Origin of the sequence: Nonomuraea sp. NPDC049625 (assembly GCF_040675285.1) — a bacterium.
Lineage (GTDB): Bacteria > Actinomycetota > Actinomycetes > Streptosporangiales > Streptosporangiaceae > Nonomuraea > Nonomuraea angiospora_A.
On record NZ_JBFAOQ010000012.1, the window covers coordinates 132003 to 149435 of the forward strand.

General features: G+C 74.5%; 14 protein-coding genes. 7 read left to right on the forward strand and 7 right to left on the reverse strand.

Features of this window, described 5'->3' with window-relative positions; translation table 11 throughout:
* The first annotated feature begins 13 nt into the window (after positions 1–13).
* Both AB0J87_RS41170 and AB0J87_RS41175 read left to right on the forward strand, forming a co-directional pair.
* Positions 14–1885 (forward strand): non-ribosomal peptide synthetase, encoded by a 1872-nt coding sequence (locus AB0J87_RS41170; protein WP_363975239.1) that lies wholly within the window; start codon positions 14–16, stop codon positions 1883–1885.
* On the forward strand, positions 1882–4938 hold the full coding sequence (locus tag AB0J87_RS41175; protein WP_363975242.1) for an amino acid adenylation domain-containing protein: 3057 nt from the start codon (positions 1882–1884) through the stop codon (positions 4936–4938). Before AB0J87_RS41170 ends, AB0J87_RS41175 begins: the two co-directional genes overlap by 4 nt.
* Here AB0J87_RS41175 and AB0J87_RS41180 read toward each other — a convergent pair.
* Genes AB0J87_RS41180 through AB0J87_RS41190 form a run of 3 tightly spaced genes read right to left on the reverse strand, consistent with a single transcriptional unit; the run spans position 4928 to position 7930 of the window.
* Complete coding sequence (locus AB0J87_RS41180) at positions 4928–6016, reverse strand: 2-oxo acid dehydrogenase subunit E2 (protein ID WP_363975245.1); 1089 nt, start codon at positions 6014–6016, stop codon at positions 4928–4930. The two genes, AB0J87_RS41175 and AB0J87_RS41180, sit on opposite strands and share 11 nt — an antisense overlap.
* Positions 6013–7014, reverse strand: coding sequence for a transketolase C-terminal domain-containing protein (locus tag AB0J87_RS41185; RefSeq protein WP_355199833.1), 1002 nt, complete (start codon positions 7012–7014; stop codon positions 6013–6015). Before AB0J87_RS41185 ends, AB0J87_RS41180 begins: the two co-directional genes overlap by 4 nt.
* Before the next feature lie 4 nt (positions 7015–7018).
* Entirely contained in the window at positions 7019–7930 is a 912-nt protein-coding gene (locus tag AB0J87_RS41190) for a thiamine pyrophosphate-dependent dehydrogenase E1 component subunit alpha (RefSeq protein WP_363975249.1), read from the reverse strand.
* Between the two features lie 259 nt (positions 7931–8189).
* On the opposite strand from AB0J87_RS41190, the gene AB0J87_RS41195 reads away from it, so the two are divergent.
* Both AB0J87_RS41195 and AB0J87_RS41200 read left to right on the forward strand, forming a co-directional pair.
* Positions 8190–9605, forward strand: a complete 1416-nt coding sequence (locus AB0J87_RS41195) for a condensation domain-containing protein (protein ID WP_363975252.1) — start codon at positions 8190–8192, stop codon at positions 9603–9605.
* 10 nt (positions 9606–9615) lie between these two features.
* The gene (locus tag AB0J87_RS41200; protein ID WP_363975255.1) at positions 9616–10908 is read left to right on the forward strand and encodes a condensation domain-containing protein; all 1293 of its coding nucleotides are present in this window, start codon (positions 9616–9618) and stop codon (positions 10906–10908) included.
* On the opposite strand, the gene AB0J87_RS41205 is transcribed toward AB0J87_RS41200, so the two are convergent.
* On the reverse strand, positions 10899–11468 hold the full coding sequence (locus AB0J87_RS41205) for a helix-turn-helix domain-containing protein (protein ID WP_363975258.1): 570 nt from the start codon (positions 11466–11468) through the stop codon (positions 10899–10901). The two genes, AB0J87_RS41200 and AB0J87_RS41205, sit on opposite strands and share 10 nt — an antisense overlap.
* Positions 11469–11564: 96 nt before the next feature.
* Here AB0J87_RS41205 and AB0J87_RS41210 point away from each other — a divergent pair, with 96 nt between their 5' ends.
* Both AB0J87_RS41210 and AB0J87_RS41215 read left to right on the forward strand, forming a co-directional pair.
* The gene (locus tag AB0J87_RS41210) at positions 11565–11846 is read left to right on the forward strand and encodes an NmrA family NAD(P)-binding protein (RefSeq protein ID WP_363975261.1); all 282 of its coding nucleotides are present in this window, start codon (positions 11565–11567) and stop codon (positions 11844–11846) included.
* 41 nt (positions 11847–11887) lie between these two features.
* Positions 11888–12490 carry an NmrA family NAD(P)-binding protein gene (locus AB0J87_RS41215; protein WP_363975263.1) on the forward strand — a complete coding sequence of 201 codons (603 nt, stop codon included), beginning with the start codon at positions 11888–11890 and terminating at the stop codon, positions 12488–12490.
* Here AB0J87_RS41215 and AB0J87_RS41220 read toward each other — a convergent pair.
* The 3 genes from AB0J87_RS41220 to AB0J87_RS41230 all read right to left on the reverse strand — a co-directional run bounded on the left by AB0J87_RS41220 (position 12484) and on the right by AB0J87_RS41230 (position 17094).
* On the reverse strand, positions 12484–13692 hold the full coding sequence (locus AB0J87_RS41220; RefSeq protein ID WP_363975266.1) for an FAD-dependent monooxygenase: 1209 nt from the start codon (positions 13690–13692) through the stop codon (positions 12484–12486). The two genes, AB0J87_RS41215 and AB0J87_RS41220, sit on opposite strands and share 7 nt — an antisense overlap.
* Before the next feature lie 51 nt (positions 13693–13743).
* Positions 13744–16830, reverse strand: a complete 3087-nt coding sequence (locus AB0J87_RS41225) for a BTAD domain-containing putative transcriptional regulator (RefSeq protein WP_363975269.1) — start codon at positions 16828–16830, stop codon at positions 13744–13746.
* 63 nt (positions 16831–16893) lie between these two features.
* A complete protein-coding gene (locus AB0J87_RS41230) occupies positions 16894–17094 on the reverse strand; it encodes a hypothetical protein (RefSeq protein ID WP_363975272.1) in 201 nt (66 codons plus the stop codon).
* On the opposite strand from AB0J87_RS41230, the gene AB0J87_RS41235 reads away from it, so the two are divergent.
* Positions 17077–17412: a YbaB/EbfC family nucleoid-associated protein gene (locus tag AB0J87_RS41235; protein WP_363975275.1), complete on the forward strand. Its 336-nt coding sequence runs from the start codon at positions 17077–17079 to the stop codon at positions 17410–17412. The genes AB0J87_RS41230 and AB0J87_RS41235 overlap by 18 nt on opposite strands.
* Positions 17413–17433 lie beyond the last annotated feature (21 nt).

Below are 17433 nucleotides of genomic sequence, written 5' to 3' on the forward strand. Positions count from 1 at the left end.
GGCGATACCGACGTTGAGTGACGACACGACGCCGCCCCCGCGCAGTGCCGCGAACGGGACGGCGGGCACGATCTGGCGGTGGCTGGACAAGGCCCCCGACGCGGTGGCCGTGACCGGCTCCGACGGTCAGGTGACCTACCGGGAGCTGCACCGGCGCGTCGAGGACCTGGCCGCCGTGCTGCGCGGGCACGGCGTCGGCCCCGAGACGCCCGTGGGGCTGTGCATGGAGCGGACCACCGGGATGCTCGTGGCGATGCTCGCCGTGTGGACGGCGGGCGGTGCGTACGTGCCGCTGGATCCGGCCTTCCCCGCCGGACGGCTGCGCATGATGCGCCAGGACGCCGGCATCGGCCTGGTGCTGACCCAGGCGGGCGTCGATCCCGCGCTGCTGGACGGCGTTCCCGCCGTCGTCACGCTCTCGCCCGGGGGCAGGCCGCTGACCGGCGCTCCCGCCCCGTCCGGCGGGGTCGCGGCCGATGGGGACCGGCTGGCGTACCTGATGTTCACCTCGGGCTCCACCGGCCGCCCGAAGGGGGTGGCGGTGCCGCACCGGACCGTGGCGAACCTGCTGGAGTCGTTCGCCGAGCTGCTGCCGATCGGGCCGGAGGACCGGTGGCTGGCCGTCACCACGCTGTCGTTCGACATCTCGGTCCTGGAGCTGCTGCTGCCCCTGTTCACGGGCGGCCGGGTGGTGATCGCGGCCACCGGGGAGGTCTCCGACGGGTGGGCGTTGCGCGAACGGGCCGTCGCCGAGGGGGTCACGATCATGCAGGCGACGCCGGCGGGCTGGCGGATCCTGCTGGAGTCCGGCGGGGTCCCCGCGACGATCAGGACCCGGTTGTGCGGCGGCGAGGCGCTGCCCCGCGATCTCGCGGACGCGCTGCTGGCCGACGGCGCCGAGCTGTGGAACGTGTACGGGCCCACCGAGACCACCGTGTGGTCCACGGCCGGCCGAGTGCGGCCGGGACCCGAGGCCGTGGATCTCGGCTCGCCCATCGGGCGGACCTCGCTCCACCTGCTGGACGGGAACGGGACGCCGGTCGCCGACGGGGAGGCCGGCGAGCTGCACATCGGCGGCGCGGGGGTCGCCCGGGGATACCACGGGCTGCCCGGCCAGACGGCCGCGCGTTTCCTGCCCGACCCGTACGCCGGCGTCCCCGGCGCCCGCATGTACGCCACCGGCGACCTGGCCAGGATCACGCCCGACGGCCGGCTGGAGTACCTCGGCCGCGCCGACCAGCAGGTCAAGGTGCACGGATTCCGCATCGAACTGGGCGAGATCGAGGCCGCCCTGCGATCGGCCGCCGAGGTCAGGGACGCCGCGGCCGCCGTCCGCGACGGGCGGCTGGTGGCCTACCTGGTCCCGCGGGAGCAGGCCGTGGACTGGGCCGCGCTGCGCGAACGACTGCGCGCCTCGCTCCCCGACTACATGATCCCGGTCCGGCACACGACCCTGACGTCCCTGCCGCTCACCCCCAACGGCAAGCTCGACCGCGCCGCCCTGCCCACCCCGTCCTGGACGCGCCCCGGCACCGCCGCCTTCCGCGCCCCGGCCGCCGGGGTCGAGTCCGACCTCGCCGAGATCTGGGCGGGGGTGCTCGGCGCCACCGAGCCCATCGGCGCCGACGACGACTTCTTCGAGCTCGGCGGCCACTCCCTGGCCGCCACGCAGATCATCGCCAGGGTCCAGGCCAGGTACGGTCTCGAGGTGCCGATCGTCGTGCTGTTCGAGCGTCCGACGATCGCCGGGTTCGCCGCCCGGCTCGACGACCTGGACGACGCCGAGCTCAGCCTGGCCGACGTCGCCGCGCTGCGCGACCAGCTCGACGGCCTGAGCGCCGAGGAGCTCCAGGGGCTGTTCGACGACCTGGCGGCCGGGTCATGAGGGCGCCGCTGTCGCCCGCGCAGGAACGGCTCTGGATGCTCCAGCGGCTGGAGCCCGGCGACGCCTCGTACACGATGTACCTGGTACGACGCCTGCGCGGCCCCCTCGACCGCGACGCGTTCACCGCTGCCGTCGGCGCGCTCGTGGCCAGGCACGAGAGCCTGCGCACCGCCTTCGCCGAGGAGGACGGCACGCCCTGGGCGGTGGCCGGGCCGGTCGGGTGGTCGCCGCCGATCGAGTGGCTGACGGCGGCGGGGGAGCAGGTGGACGCGCTGGTCGCCGAGCGCACCAACGCCGCCTTCGACCTGGCCGCGGGCGTCCCGCTGCGGGTCGCCGTCATCGAGGTCGCCCCGGACGATCACGTGCTGTGCCTGACGCTGCACCACATCCTGGCCGACGGGCACTCCCTGGAGATCATGCTCGACGACCTGGGCGAGCACTACGCCGCCGCCGTCGAGGGCCGCCCCGCCCGCCTGCCCGACATGCGCATCCAGTCCAGCGACTACGCCCGCTGGCAGCGGCGCAGGGCGGACAAGGCCATGCCGTACTGGACCGAGGCGCTGGCCGCGCCGCCGGTCACCGAGCTGCCCTTCGCCCGTCCGGGAGCGCGCGCGGCCGTCCGGGAGGGCGGCCATCACTGGGTACGGCTGGGCGCGCGGCACCTCGCGGAGGTGGAGCGGCTGGCCGTGGCCCACCGGGCGACCCCGTTCATGGTGCTCATGGCGGCCTACCAGGCGCTGCTGTTCCGGCACAGCGGGCAGCACGACCTGGTGGTCGGCACCGTGGTCGCCGGGCGGGACCGGGTCGAGCTGGAGCGGATGGTCGGCTACCTCACCCAGACCCTGCCGCTGCGCGGCGACCTGGCGGGCGACCCGACGTTCGCCGAGCTGCTCGGGCGGGTCAAAGCGGTGGTGCTGGACGCGATGGGCCGGCCCGCGCCGCTGCTGGAGCGGCTGGCGCGCGGCGTCGAGACGCTGCTGCCGACCGTGTTCATCCTGCAGGACTACGCCGCCGGGCAGGACCGGGCGTACGGCGGGGTCCGGGTGTCGGACTTCGAGGGACGCCACGAGCAGATCGTGGTGGACCTGCTGGTGGAGGTCTGGCCGGCGGGGGAGGAGCTGGCGATCTGCTTCGGCTACGACGGCGCGGTGTTCGAGGCCGGCGAGGTGGCGACGATCGCCGAGCGCTACCTGACGCTGCTGGCCGGGGCCGTGGCCAGGCCGGACACGCCGATCTCGCGGCTGCCCGCGTGGACCGAGCGGGACGAGACGGCGATGGCCGAGCTGGCCGACGGTCCCGCCGAGCCGGTCGCGGACGGGGTGCTGGAGCTGGTGGCGGACGCGGTGCGCCGGACGCCGGAGGCCGTGGCCGTGCGCTGCGGCGATCAGGTGGTCTCGTACGCGGCCCTCTGGGACCAGGCCGGCGCGCTCGCCGGCACCCTGCGGGAGAGCGGCGTCCGGGAGGGCGACGTGGTGGCCGTGCGGCTGGCCCCGTCCGCCGAGGTGATCGCGGCGCTGCTGGGGGTGTGGCGGGCGGGCGCCGCGTACCTGCCGCTGGACCCGGCCGACCCGCCCGCCCGGCACGCCGACGCCATGGCCGCCGCGGGCGCCGCCTGGCTGATCGGCGAGGACCGGGTGCACGCCGTGGCCGACGGGAGCGCGGCCAGGGGGCCGGTGAAGGGAATCGCCTACGTGATGACCACCTCGGGGTCCGCCGGGCTGCCCAAGGCGGTGCTCGTCGAGCATCGTTCGGTGGCGGCCAGGGTCGGGTGGATGCGGCGGGAGTACGGCCTGGGGCCCGGGGATCACGTGGTGCAGTTCGCGTCGCTGAGCTTCGACACCCACGTCGAGGAGATCTTCCCGGCGCTCGCGTCCGGGGCGACGGTGATGCCGCTGCCGGACGGCCCCGCGAGCCTGCCCGACCTGCTGGCCGGGCCGGACGGGCACCGGATCACCGTGCTGGACCTGCCGACCGCGTACTGGCACCGGCTCGTCGAGTCACCCTCGGAGGTGGCCTGGCCGCCCGCGCTGCGGCTGGTGGTCCTCGGCGGCGAGCAGGCCGACGGGGCGGCCATCGCCCGGTGGCATCGTGAGGGGCCCGGGGCCCGGCTGGTCAACACGTACGGGCCGACCGAGGCCACGGTCATCGCCACGTGGGCCGAGCTGGCCGAGCTGGACGGGACCGACCCCGGCGGGCGCCCGCCGATCGGCCGGCCGCTGTCGGCCACGTCCGTGCGGGTGCTGGACGCCCGGGGGGAGCCGGTGCCGCCGGGCGCGGCGGGCGAGCTGGCGATCGGCGGGGCGGGGGTGGCGCGCGGATACGCCGGGCTGCCCCGCCGCACCGCCGCCGCCTTCGAGCCCGACCCGTACGGCGAGCCCGGGGCCCGGCGCCTGCGCACCGGTGACCGGGCGCGGTGGCGCTCGGACGGGCAGCTGGAGTTCCTGGGCCGCCTGGACGACCAGGTCAAGGTGCGCGGCGTGCGCATCGAGCCCGGCGACGTGGAGGCAGCCCTGCGCGAGCACCCCGGCGCCGGGCAGGTGGCCGTGGCCGCGCGCGGCGAGGACCTGGTGGCGTACTTCACCGGCCCCGCCGCCCCGGCCGAGCTGCGCGCGCACGCCGCGGGCCGGCTGCCGAGGGGCTTCGTGCCGACCCGGTGGTCACGGCTGGCGGAGCTGCCGCTCACCTCCCGGGGCAAGCTCGACCGGGCCGCGCTGCCCGAGCCGGACCGGGTCACCGGGACGGACTACACGGCGCCGCGCACCGACAGCGAGGCGCTGGTCGCCGAGATCTGGGCCGAGGTTCTGGGTTTCGAACGGGTCGGCGTGCTGGACGACCTGCTGGAGCTGGGCGGGCACTCGCTGATGACCACTCGGGTCGCGGCGCGGCTGCGGGCGATGCTGGAGGTGGAGGTGCCGATCCGGGTGGTGTTCGGCTGCGGCACCGTGGCCGAGCTCGCCGAGGCCGTCGAGGACCTGCTGATCGAGGAGATCGACGCGATGAGCGAGGAGGACGCGCGGCGCGCCCTGACCGGGCCGTCCGGGCTCAGGGAGTGATCGTCTTCCGGATGGCGTTCAGGAACATCGCCGCCTCGCGCCCGTTGACGAGGCGGTGATCGAACGCGAGCCCGAGGGTGACCGTGGTGCGTTTCACGACATTCCCGGCCGAGTCGAGGGCGAACTCGTGCTGCGGCGCGCACAGCGACAGCGCGCATGTCTGCCCGGGGAACACGATCGGCACGGCGAGGAGCACGGCCGTGTCGGTGTGCAGGGTGACGACGATGTTCCCGCCCGCCAGGTCGCCCTCGCGGAACGCCGCCTGTGCCGCCTTCGTCCGGTACGCCGTGAGCCGCTCCGCGATCTCCTTGACGGACAGGCGGTCGGCGTCGCGCAGCACCGGGACGTACAGGCCGTTGCCGACGTCCACGGTGACGCCGACGTTCGGGGCCGTCGAGGGGCGTACGGCCAAGGGGTCGGCTGCCACCGGCTCGGCGAAGCACATCGGGAACCGCCCGTGCAGCGACGCGACCGCCGAGACCAGCAGCTCCGGCAGCCCGATCAGCGCCCTGGCCTCCTTGCTGAGGGCGCGGGCCCGGGCGATCGCGGGGCCGGCGTCCAGCTTCACGGCGGTGAAGGCGGCCGGGATCGTCTGGTGGGAACGGGTGACCGCGGCGGCCACGGCCCGCTGAACGGCCGGCAGCGGCTGCGCATCGCCTGCGCCGGTTTCCAGCGTGCCGGTTTCCAGCAGGGCCAGCACGTCGGCGCGCTTGATCAGCTTCTTGCCCAGCGCGCGGATCCGGGCCGGGTCCACGCCGTGCTCGTCGATCAGCGCCTGGGCGGGCGCGGTGACGATCGGCCCCTCTGCCGCCGCACCGGGGTCGGGGGCCGCCGGCGGGGGTGCCGAGCCGTCGGAGATGTGCGCGATCACGTCCCCGGGCCGGCAGGTCGCGCCGGTCTCCGCCGTCCGCCGCAGTACGCCGCCGGCCTCGGCCATCAGCTCCTCGGCCGCCTTGGAGGTCTCCAGGACCACCACCGGATCGCCCTTCACCACCCCCGCGCCGTCCTCGGCCAGCCACTCGACCAGCAGGTACTCGGTGTCGTTGTTGTTGAGCTTGGGCACGCGCAGCTCGGTCAAGGCAGGAGCTCCTGTACGGCGCGGACGATGGCGGTGTCCTGCACCAGCACGTCACGCTCGAGATGGGCGGCCGCCGGGATCACGCTTGCCGCCGAGTGGACGAGGGACACGGGACGCCGCAGGCGCCCCCAGAGCCGGCTGTGCACCTGGTGCGCCACCTCGGCCCCCCAGGTGCCGCCCGCGGTGCTCTCCTCGGCGACGACCACGGCGCCGGCCCGCTCCAGCAGCGGCGACAGCGGGGCCACGTCGAAGGGGTACAGGCGCCGCGGCACGAGCAGCAGGCAGGAGATCTCCCGCTCCAGCAGCAGCGTGCGCATCGCGGCCAGGGCCCGGTGCGCCAGCCCGCCCGGCGCGATGATCACGCAGTCGGCCTGCTCGGGATCGTCCACGTACACCCTGGCCACCCCGCCGGCCCCGGGCAGCACGTCGTACTGGAACAGATCGTCCGCGACCCCGCCGCCGAAGAGCTGCCGGGTGTAGAGGATCTTGTCCTCGAACAGCAGGCACGGCTCGCCGCGCGCGAGCATCTCGCCGAACAGCTCGCGATGGTCGTCGAAGGGGGACACCTCGTACACCGCGAGCCCGGGGACGCCGATGAAGTGCTTCTGCAGGCTCTGGCTGTGCGTGGGGCCGTAGCCGCGACCGCCCCCGGACGGGCAGCGCACGATCAGCGGCAGCCGCAGCGGCCTGCCGTACATGGAGACCGACTTGCTGGCGAAATTCACGATCTGGTCGAAGGCCAGGGCCACGAAGTCGGAGAACATGATCTCGACGATGGCCTTGCCGCCCGCGAGGGCCAGGCCGCCGGCCACGCCGACGATGCCGTTCTCGCTGATCGGGGTGGCCAGCACCCGGCCGGGGAAACGGCTGGACAGCCCTTTCGTGATCTTGAACGCCCCGCCGTACGGGTCGAGCACGTCCTCGCCGAGCACCCGCACGGACGGATCCTCGGCCAGCACCTCGTGCAGCGCCCGGTTGAGGCTCTCCGCGACCCGCATCGCCTCAGCCCTCCCGCGCCGACAGCGGCCGCCCGAGCACCTCACCGGCCACCACCTCGACGAACGCGCGCGCCTCCGCGTCCAGGCGGGCGAAGCGGGGGGAGCCGCCCTGGCGCGGGTACCAGTCGTGGTCGCGGGCGCGCCGGAGCTCCTCGGCGGAGCGGGTGTCGTCGCCCTTGCTGTGCGGCCCGATCCGGTGCGTGGCGAACTCCACCACCAGCGGCCCCGCGCCCTGCCTGGTCCGCTCGAACAGCGGCCGCAGCGCGTCCCGGATCTCGTGCGGATGCCGCGAGTCCACGTGCAGGAACCGGCACCCGAACGCCCGCGCCCGATCCCCGATCGTGCCCGCCAGCTGCGCCGACGTCGGCGTGGTCTGCGCGATCCCGTTGTTCTCGGTCACCACGACCAGCGGCAGCCGCCAGAGCGCGGCCATGTTGAGCGCCTCGTACACGGCGCCCTCGCCCCACGTCCCGTCGCCGATGTACGCCAGCGCCAGCGCGCCCGGCTCGGCGTCCCGCAGGTGCAGCGCCACGCCCGCGGCGACCGGCAGGCTCTCGCCCTGGATCCCGGTGGACAGGTAGCGGCCGGACAGGATGTGCTGGCTGCCGCCCACGCCCCCGCAGACCGCGCCCTCCCGCCCGGTGATCTCCGCGAGCAGTCCGTACGGATCCCGGAATCGTGCCAGGTAGTGGCCGTGTCCGCGATGATTGCTGAAGATGTAGTCCCGCTCGCCCAGCAGCGGCGTGAGCGCGACCGGCACGTACTCCTGCCCCAGGCAGGTGTGGGTGGTGCCCTGCACGAGCCCTTGGCCGAACAGGTCGAGCAGCTTGCGTTCGAAGTGCCTGATCAGCAGGAGCAGCCCGAGGTCGTCGTCGGACAGGTCCTCCGTGATCTCTTCCAGCAGGCGTTCCGGCACGATCGGCACTCCTTGAGGGGGAATGGTGGTTTTGGGAGCGCTCCCACAAATTCTATCGATCACCATGAGGAGCGGCAATGGTCGGACGGGGAGCTTTCCAGACTGTCAAATGCCGAGAATGAAGGGCCGGTGCCACGTGTACTGATCGCCCACCGTCCGCTTCCGGTCACATGGCGTCGCGATGGGGGATCTTGACCGGCCTCCGGCGTAAAACCTAGGCTTCGGTGGGAGCGTTCCCAACCTTCGAGGTGACCCCCACGTGAGCCCCGACCTCGAGCGCGAGAAGCTGCGGCGCCGCCTGGCCACGCTGCCCCCCGAACGCCGTGCGGCCCTGCGCAGGGCGCTGCTCGGCGGCCGGGACCAGCGCACCTGGCCGCTGTCCACCGGGCAGGAGCGGCTGTGGTTCCTGCAGCGCTTCGATCCTGACGACTGCGCCTATCACATCACCTGGCCGGTACGGCTGCGCGGCCCCGTCGACGAGACCGCTCTGGCAGCGGCGTTCACCGCGATCGCCGCCCGGCACGAGGTGCTGCGCACCCGCTTCGTCCTGGACGGCGACCTGCCCGCGCAGGTCGTGGACGAGCCCGGCGAGGTACGGCTGGACCGCCTGGATCCCGCCTCCGCCGACCTCGGACAGGCGGTCGCCGGCTACGCGGGGCGGCCGTTCGACCTCGCGGCGGCCCCCGCGTGGCGGGCGGGCCTGCTGCGCCTGGCCGCCGACGACGCCGTCCTGTGCATCGTGCTGCACCACATCGTGGTCGACCACTGGTCGCTCGACGTGCTCATGCGCGAGCTCGGCGAGTGCTACCGCGCCCACCGGGAGGGCCGTGCGCCCTTGCTGGACGAGCTGCCCGCGCAGTACCGCGACTTCGCCGCGGCCGAGCGGCGGCGGGCCGAGGAGGGCCGGGACCACCTGGACTACTGGACCGAACGGCTCGCCGGGGCACCCCCGCTCGACCTGCCCCTCGACCACCCCCGCCCGGCCCGCTGGACCGGCCGCGGCGCGAAGGCGGCCGTGGCCGTGCCGGACGCGGACGTCACCCGCCTGGAACTCCTCGCGCGCGCCCACCGGGCCACCCCGTTCATGGCCCTGCTCGCCGCGTGGCAGGTCACGCTGGGCGCGGCCGCCGGGCAGGACGACTTCTGCGTCGGCGTGCCCGTGGCCGGCCGGAACCGGCCCGAGCTGGCCCCGCTGATCGGCTACTTCTCCACCACGCTCGTCGCGCGGGCCGACCTGTCGGGGGACCCGACCTTCGGCGAGCTGCTGCGGCGTACCCGGATCAGCACCATGAAGGCCCTCGCCCACGCCGGAACCTCCTTGGACCGCATCCTCGGCGCGCTTCGGGTGCCGCGCGACCTGAGCCGTCCGCCGCTGTGCCAGGCGATGTTCAACCTCACCCACAACCTGCCCACCGGCGACCTGCTCCGCACCGAGCTGGGGGACCTGGCCGTGGAGGTGTGCCCGCAGCCCGACCTGGGCCGGGCCCGGGTGGAGGTGTCCCTCGACGTGTACCGGGGGCCCGAGGGGATCGGCGGCTGGCTGGAGTACTCGACCGACCTGTTCGACGCCGCCACCGCGCACCGTCTGGTGGAGGCGTTCGCCCGCGTGGTGACGCGCGCTGGCGGCGACCCGAGCCTGCGGCTGTCCGAGCTCGGAGCAGCGGTCCGGAACTAAGGAGAGCGCCATGCGGCTTTCGGTGGACTTCGCCTCCGGCCGTTCCGGCACGGCGGAGCTCGCATGGGGACAGCGGGACGTCTGGACGGCCATCCAGGGGGTGGGGCCGGACGCACGCTACTTCAACGTGCCCCGGCTGCTGACCGTCCCGGGCGCGGGAGGCCCGCGCCATCCCGGGGCCGTGGCGGCCGCTCTGGCCGAGGTGATGGGCCGGCACGACGCCCTGAGATCCGTGGTACGGCTCGGCGCGACCGGGCCGTACCAGGAGGTGGCGGCGGCCGGGACCCTGGCGATCGAGCTGGTCGAGGCCGCACGCAGCGATGTGGACGATGCCGCGGCCGGACTTGTCGCCCGTCTGGCCGGGCGACCCTTCGGCGACGGCGAGCAGCCGCTGCGCGCCGGGGTCGTGGTCTGCGACGGCGTCGTCACCCACGTGGCGCTCGTGATGAATCATGTCGTCGCGGACTGGCGCGCGGCCGACGTCGTGGTACGCGATCTGCGGATGCTGCTGCTCCGCGGAGTGATCACGCGACCGCCGTCGTCGCAGTTGCTCGACCTGGTACGGGAGGAGGAGGCGGCCTCGGCCCGTTCGGACCGGTCGATCGCCCAGTGGGAGGCGCTGCTGCGGACCGTACCGTCCGCCATGTTCCCCACCGTGGTCAGCAGCGGCGCGACGCCGAGGTTCGCGCGGGCCGTGCTGTCCTCGCCCCGGCTCGACCACGCCGCACAGGTGCTCGCCCGCCGCACCGGCGTCAGCACCGCCACAGTCCTGCTGGTGGCGGTCGCCATGCTGCTGCGCGAGCTGACCGGGCACGAGGTGTCCGCGATCACCCCGATCGTGCACAACCGCTTCAACAGCCGGACCCGGGGCCTGGTCACCAGCCTGAATCAGCTGGGACTGTTCACCCTGGGCCCGTGCGGAAGCCTTGCCGAGACCCTCGTGAGCGCGTATTCGGCGGTTCTCGCGTCTTACCGGCGCGCCCGCTTCGACTCGCTGGCCCTGCACGCGATGGTCGACCGGATGAGCGCCGACCGAGGCGTCCCCATGTTCCCGTTGTGCTGCTTCAACGACCTGCGCCCCGGCGAGGATTCGGGTGGCTCCGACCGCGCGGACGGGGAGTCCGAGCTGGAATGGCTGCCCGGCATGGACCGGCGCAGCTGCGACTTCTGCGTGGCCCTGATGCGCTGGAAGGGCACGCTCGGTGTGGAACTGAGCGCCGACACCGCCCGCCTGCCCGAGGGCGAGATGGCCGGCCTCCTGTACCGGCTGGAGTCCTTCGTGGCCGGGTCGGCTCACTCTTGATGAGGGCTGAGTCCCGCCACGGCCAGGCCGAGCAGCCGGGCTGACTCGGCGGCGGGGTCCGGGTGGTGCTCCGTGGCCAGGGCGATGCCGGTGATCAGGGTGAGCAGGTCGTCGATGGTCACCCCCGGTGCCAGCGCGCCGTCGTCCGCGGCGCGCCGCGCCAGCGGCTCGCCCGCCTCGGTGAGCTGCGCCGAGGCGCAGTGCTCCTGCGTCTCGCCGGGACCGGTCGCGCGGTCGCGGGTCAGCGCGATGGCCAGCCCCCGGATGGTCGCGGCCTGCGCGGTGACGGCGCTCAGCCACTCCAGCAGCGCGGCCCGGGTGTCGGGCCGGCCGGTCAGGTCGCGGGCGTGGGCGCACAGGGTCTCGACCCGTTCGCGGAAGACCGCCTCCAGCAGTGCTTGGCGGGTGGGGAAGTGCCTGCGCACGGTGCCGGATCCGACTCCGGCAGTGCGGGCGATCTGCTCCAGGGACGCGTCGGCGCCGTACGTGGCGATCGCCTCCTCGGCCACGGCGAGCAGGAGTGCGTAGTTGCGGCGGGCGTCCGCGCGCTGGGGGGTCATGGCGTCACCTCACAGTTTGCTAAGTGGCGGGGTCCGCCGTATCTTACCGAAATATAACCGGCGGGGGCCGCCGTTTAATATCCCTGGAGGAGCCACATGTCCACCGATCCCGCACCCGTCCTGGTCACCGGAGCCACCGGACAGCAGGGCGGCGCCACCGCCCGCGCCCTGCTCGCGGCGGGCGTCCCCGTACGGGCGCTGGTCCGCGACCCCGCGACCGACCGGGCCAAGGCCGTCGAGGCGCTCGGCGCCGAGCTGGTCACCGGCGACCTCCACGACCGCGACTCCGTGATCAGGGCCGCGCGAGGAGCCCGGGCCGTCTTCTCGGTGCAGATGCCCGCGGTGAAGGCCGGCGCCTTCGACTTCGCGGGCGGCTGACCCAGGCCGTCAACCTCATCGAAGGCGCGCTGGCCGCGGGCGTGCCGCAGTTCGTGCACACGTCCGTCTCCGGCGCGGGGCAGCACATCGAGGCGCCCGGCTGGGCCGAAGGGCGCTGGGCGTCGATGGAGCCCGTCTTCGCCGCCAAGGCCGGCGCCCAGGACCGGGTACGCGAGGCTGGCTTCACACACTGGTCGATCATCAAGCCGGGCTTCTTCATGGAGAACTTCCTCCCGTCCGTGGCCTACCTGCTCCCGCGCGGCGTCGAGGGCGGCCTGGCGACCGTGCTGAAGCCCGGCACCCGGCTCTCCCTCGTCGCGGTCGAGGACATCGGCACGGCGGCCGCGGCGGCCATCGCCGCGCCGGAGCGGTTCGACGGGGTCGAGCTGGAGCTGGCGAGCGACTACCTGACGATGACGGACATCGCCAAGGTGCTCTCCCGCGCTCTGGGCACCGAGCTGACCGCGCCCGACATGACCGTCGAGGAGGCGGTCGCCGCGGGCATGCCCGGCTATGGCGTCGATTCACACGAGTTCCTCAACGTGGTCGGGCAACCCGCCCGCCCGGAGTACGCGCGGGCGCTCGGCCTCCCGCTCACGACCTTCGAGGAATGGGCGCACGAACACCTGCGGGCCGCTCAATAGTCCTTGAGGGTGATGGCGTTCGCGGCGGCGTTGAGCGGCTTCAGGATCGGGCGCAGGGCCAGGTCCTTCCAGGGCAGGTGGCTGACCATCCGCATCATGGTGGTCTGCATGCGGATCTGGCGGGTGCTGCCGGCCACCATCTGCTTGGCGTTGCTCTCGCCGAGGCTGAGGTTCACGTCGACGTACCCGCTCATCTCCTCCTGGTAGCGGGCGAACGCCACCCGGTGGTCGCCCCCGGCGGCCTTCAGCTCGCCGGCCAGCACGTACGCCCCCACGAGGGCGAGGCTGGTGCCCTGCCCCGACAGCGGCGACGGGCTGTGCGCGGCGTCGCCGACCAGCGCGATCCGCCCGGCCGACCAGCGGTCCAGCCGGACCTGGCTGGCGGAGTCGAAGTAGAAGTCGGGGGAGTGCGGCATGGCGGCCAGCAGCGTGGAGCTCTCCCAACCGGCGCCGGCGAAGGTCTCGGCGACCAGGCGCTGCTGTGCCGCGACGTCGCGGCGGTCGGGCAGCACGGCGGGGGTGGGGAAGATGAACTGGGCCTTGGCGGCGGACTGCCGGGTGCTGTAGAGGTTCACGACCTTGCCCGGCGTCGGGTAGATCAGCTCCCAGCGGTCGAGGCCGAGGTGGTTGGGCACGGTGAACACGCACGCGTGCATGCCGAGCGGGCGCACGAACTTCGCCTCTTCGCCGAAGACCTGGGCCCGCAGGTTCGAGTGCAGCCCGTCGGCGCCGATCACGAGGTCGAACATGCGCGGCGCGGAGCGCGCGAAGGTCGCCATGACGCCGTCGTGGCCCTGGGTGAGGCCGGTGATGCTGTCGCCGAACAGGTACTCCACGCCCTGCTTGGTCGCGTCGTACATGATGCGGGCCAGGTCGCCGCGCAGCACCTCGTCGTCGCTGGGGGCCCGCAGGCCGATGAGGTCGGGGCCCAGGGTGGCGAGCGGCTTGCCGGCCGCGTTCACCCAGGCGCCGCCGCGCATCCGCGTGCTGTACCGCTTGACGGCCGGGGTGAGGCCCATCCGGTCGACGACGTCCATCGCCACGCCGCGCAGGTCGACCTTGTAGCCGCCTTCCCGCAGCGCCGGGGCCAGCTCCACGACGGTCGGGGTGAACCCGTACCGCTGCAACCAGTATGCGAGGGCGGGACCGGCCACGCTGGCGCCGGAGATCAGGACCGTCTTGTTCGCGAGGTGCTGTGTCATGGCGACAGCGTCGCCGGTCCCGCTCGCCAGGCGCTCACCAAGCGCTCACCGTCACTCACCGGCCAGGTCGAGCACCTCCTCGGCGCTCAGCCCGCGGCCCCGGTGACGTGCTTCGGCGTACCGGCCGGGCCCGAGCGCGCGTTCGGCCTCGGCGGCCGTCTCGTCCACGTCGCGGTCGGCGACCAGGTCCGCCCCGCGCAGGGACGCCGCCGCGCCGATGAGCGTCGCGGCCCGTTCCGCGTCACCGGCCAGCAGCGCGGCCCCCGCGAGGCCGTCCACCGCGTCCGCGGCGGCCGGCAGGTTGCCGCTGCGCACGGCCGTCTCGAGGGCGGCGCGGTGGTGGGCGCGGGCCTGCGCGGCGTCCCCGTCCATGGCGGCGGCCCAGCCGAGTCCGGTGAGGATGCGGGCACGGATCCGGCTCCCGGTGATCGAGGCGTCTCCGCAGCCGGCCAGCGCCGCCTCGTACAGCTGCCGGGCCTGGTCGGGTTCGCCGGATCGGCGGGCGAGGTCGGCGAGGCCGCGGCGGGCGTCGGCGAGCAGGTCCGGCGCGCCGACGGCGCGGGCGACCTCGGCGGCGCGCTCGTAGCCGGTCCCGGCGGCGGCGAGGTCACCGTCCTGGGCCAGCAGGTCGGCGCGGCGGGTGAGGAGGTCCGCGGCGTCCTCCGTACGGCCCAGCTCCTCGATGAGCGTGATGGCCTCGTCCATCCAGGCGACCGCGCGGGCCCGCTCACCGCGCCAGGCCGCGATCCCGGCGAGCTTGTCCAGCGAGTTCGCGATCGCCCAGCGGTCGCCCGACGTGCGGAAACCGGCCAGCGCGGCGGTGAGCGCGTCCTCGGCGGCGGAGGTCCGACCGCCGAGCAGCAGCCGCAGTCCGTCGCCCATGCGCAGGAACGCCTGCGACCACGGGTCGGTGTCGAACAGCCGGTGCTGAAGCGCGGGGTCGACGTCGAGCAGGCGTCCGGCCATCGAGAGCAGGAACACGACGTGGGGCCGGCGCAGCGGCCGGTCGTGCGCGGCGAGGCCGGCGGCGGCGCGGTCCAGGTGGTCGCGCAGGCCGGCATCGGTGGAGTTGCCGGTCGCGGCGGCGGTCACGACGCAGCACGCGTACTCCTCGGCCTTCTCCGCACCCGGAGCGTGTTCGCCCAGCAGCCGGGCGGCGAGTGGGGCGGCCTCGCCGCGCAGGCCGCGCAGCCACCAGAACCAGGACAGGGCCGCGATCAGCCGCGCGGCCAGCGGCGGGTCGGCGGTGACGGCCCAGCCCAGTGCGGCCAGCAGGTTGCCGTGCTCGGCGTCCAGCCGCGCGAGCCGATCCAGCTGGCCGGGCCCCCGCAGGTGGTGGTCGGCGGCTTCGGCCAGCGCGGTGAAGCACTCCGCGTGCGCCCGCAGGCATTCCTCCCGCTCCCCGGTCTCGGCGAGCCGCTCCGCGCAGTACTCGCGCACCGTCTCCAGCATCCGGTAGCGGCCGTCGTGTGCCTCGACGAGCGACTTGTCCACCAGGCCGGCCAGCACGGCCGCCACGTCGTCGGACCCGGCCGGCCCGTCCAGGCCGCAGACCCGCTCCGCGTCCGCCAGGGTGGCGCCGCCCGCGAACACGGTGAGCCGGCGCGCGAGCGCCTGCTCATCCGGGTCGAGCAACCCCCAGCTCCAGTCGACCACCGCGCGCAGCGTCTGATGCCGGGGCGCCGCGGTGCGCTCGCCGCGCGACAGCAGCCGGAACCGGTCGGCCAGCCGCGCGTCCACCTCGTCCAGGGTGAACGAGCGCAGCCGGGCCGCCGCCAGTTCGATGGCCAGCGGCAGCCCGTCGAGGGCGGCGCAGATCCGCCGCACCGCGCCGATCGTGGCGGCGTCCACGACGAACCCGTGCCGTACGGCGGCGGCCCGGTCGGCGAACAGCCGCACCGCCGGGCAGGTCAGCGCCTCGGCGAGCGCGGCATCGGGTGCGGGCACGGCCAGCTGCCCGACCGGGAAGAGGACCTCACCGGTGATGCCGAGCGCCTCCCGGCTGGTGGCCAGGATCCGCAGCGCGGGGCAGGCGGCCAGCAGCCGGTGCGCGAGCCCGGCCGCGCTCGCGACGACCTGCTCGCAGTTGTCCAGAATCACCAGCACCGGCCGGTCGGCCAGCGCCGCGAGGAGCCGATCCTCCGGCGGTCCCGACTCGCGCAGGCCCAGCGCGGCGGCCATGGCCGGCGCCACCTGCGCCCCGTCGCTCAACGCGGACAGGTCGACGAAGCACACCTCCCCGGACACCCGGCCGCTCGCCTCCACCGCCAGCCGCGTCTTGCCGGTGCCACCCGGACCGGTCAGCGTGACCAGCCGTGATCCGGCCGGCAGCGCCGCGAGCTCGCGCAGCTCCTCCGCCCTTCCGACGAAGCTGGTGAGCTGGGCCGGCAGCCGCCGGAGCGCGGGGGCGGCCGCCGGTTCGGCGCGCAGGATGGCCAGGTGCGCCTCGGCCAGCTCGGCGGACGGATCGACGCCCAGCTCGTCGCCCAGGAACCGGCGGGCCTGATCGTACGCGGCGAGCGCCTCCGCCTGCCGGCCACCGGCGTACAGGGCCCGCATCAGCAGCGCCCGCGCCCGCTCCCGCAACGGGTGCGCCTCCACCAGCTCCGTCAGCTCCGCGGCCACCGCGTGGTGCTCGCCCAGCGCGAGCGCGGCCTCGGCCCGGTCCTCCACCGCCGCCAGCCGCTCCTCCAGCAGCCGGGCGGCCGCCGCCTCGGCGAACGGCGCGTCCAGCACGTCGGCGAGCGCCGGCCCGCGCCACAGGTCCAGCGCCTGACCCAGCACCATCGCGGCGCTCGCCGGGTCCCCGCCGGCCAGCGCCTGCCTGCCCTGCCCGGCCAGCCGGGCGAACCGGTGCGCGTCCACCGCGTCGAGGTCGACCGCGAGCCGGTAGCCCGCCGGTCCGAACTCCACGGCCGCCCCGTCACGCAGTCCTCGCCGGAGCCGGGAGACCTGCGACTGCAGCGCGTGCGCCACGTCGGCGGGCGCGTCCTCGCCGTACAGGCCGGCGGCCAGCCGCCCGACGCTCACCGGGCGACCGGCCTCCAGCAACAGCATCGCCAGCAGCGACCGCACCTGCGGGCCGCCCACCGCCACCGGGCCCCCGTCGGGCAGGCGCGCCTCAACCGGACCCAACACGCCGAACCGCATCAAAAGCCCCCGGCTTCGCACATGCCGGCAATTATCCCAGCCGCGGGCCGCTCAGCGCTCCGAGGTGGTCTCCCGTACCCAGGGCAGCGCCGGCCGCTCGACGAGCAGCAGGGCGGAGACCGTCACTTCGACGAATCCTGAAATGGGGCCAAGCGCCGACTTTCCCCCATTACGGTGCGAGAAATGAACGCTGACCAGTTGCATGAATACGCGAACCAATTGCGTGACAATTTCTTGCGACTGCAGGATCAATCCCTGGAACTGCACCAACGCGCCCGAGCCCTGCAGGTCACCCACAGCTCGCCCGACGGCCTCGTCACCGCCACCGTGGGCGCCCGCGGTGACCTGATCCGGCTCGAGCTCGACCCCCGGGTCTCCCGCCTGCGGGACAGCGGCAGGCTGGCCGGCCTCATCACCGCCACCGTGCAGCAGGCCGCGGCGATCGCCCAGGAGGAGATCGTGCGGATGTTCGCGCCCCTCGTCCCGCCGGAGCAGATGCGGGCCCACCTGGATGGCGACCTCGACAGCGTGCTGGGGCACCTGGACGACCGGCTGCGCGAGATCGGGTAGCGGATGGCCGAGCACGTACGC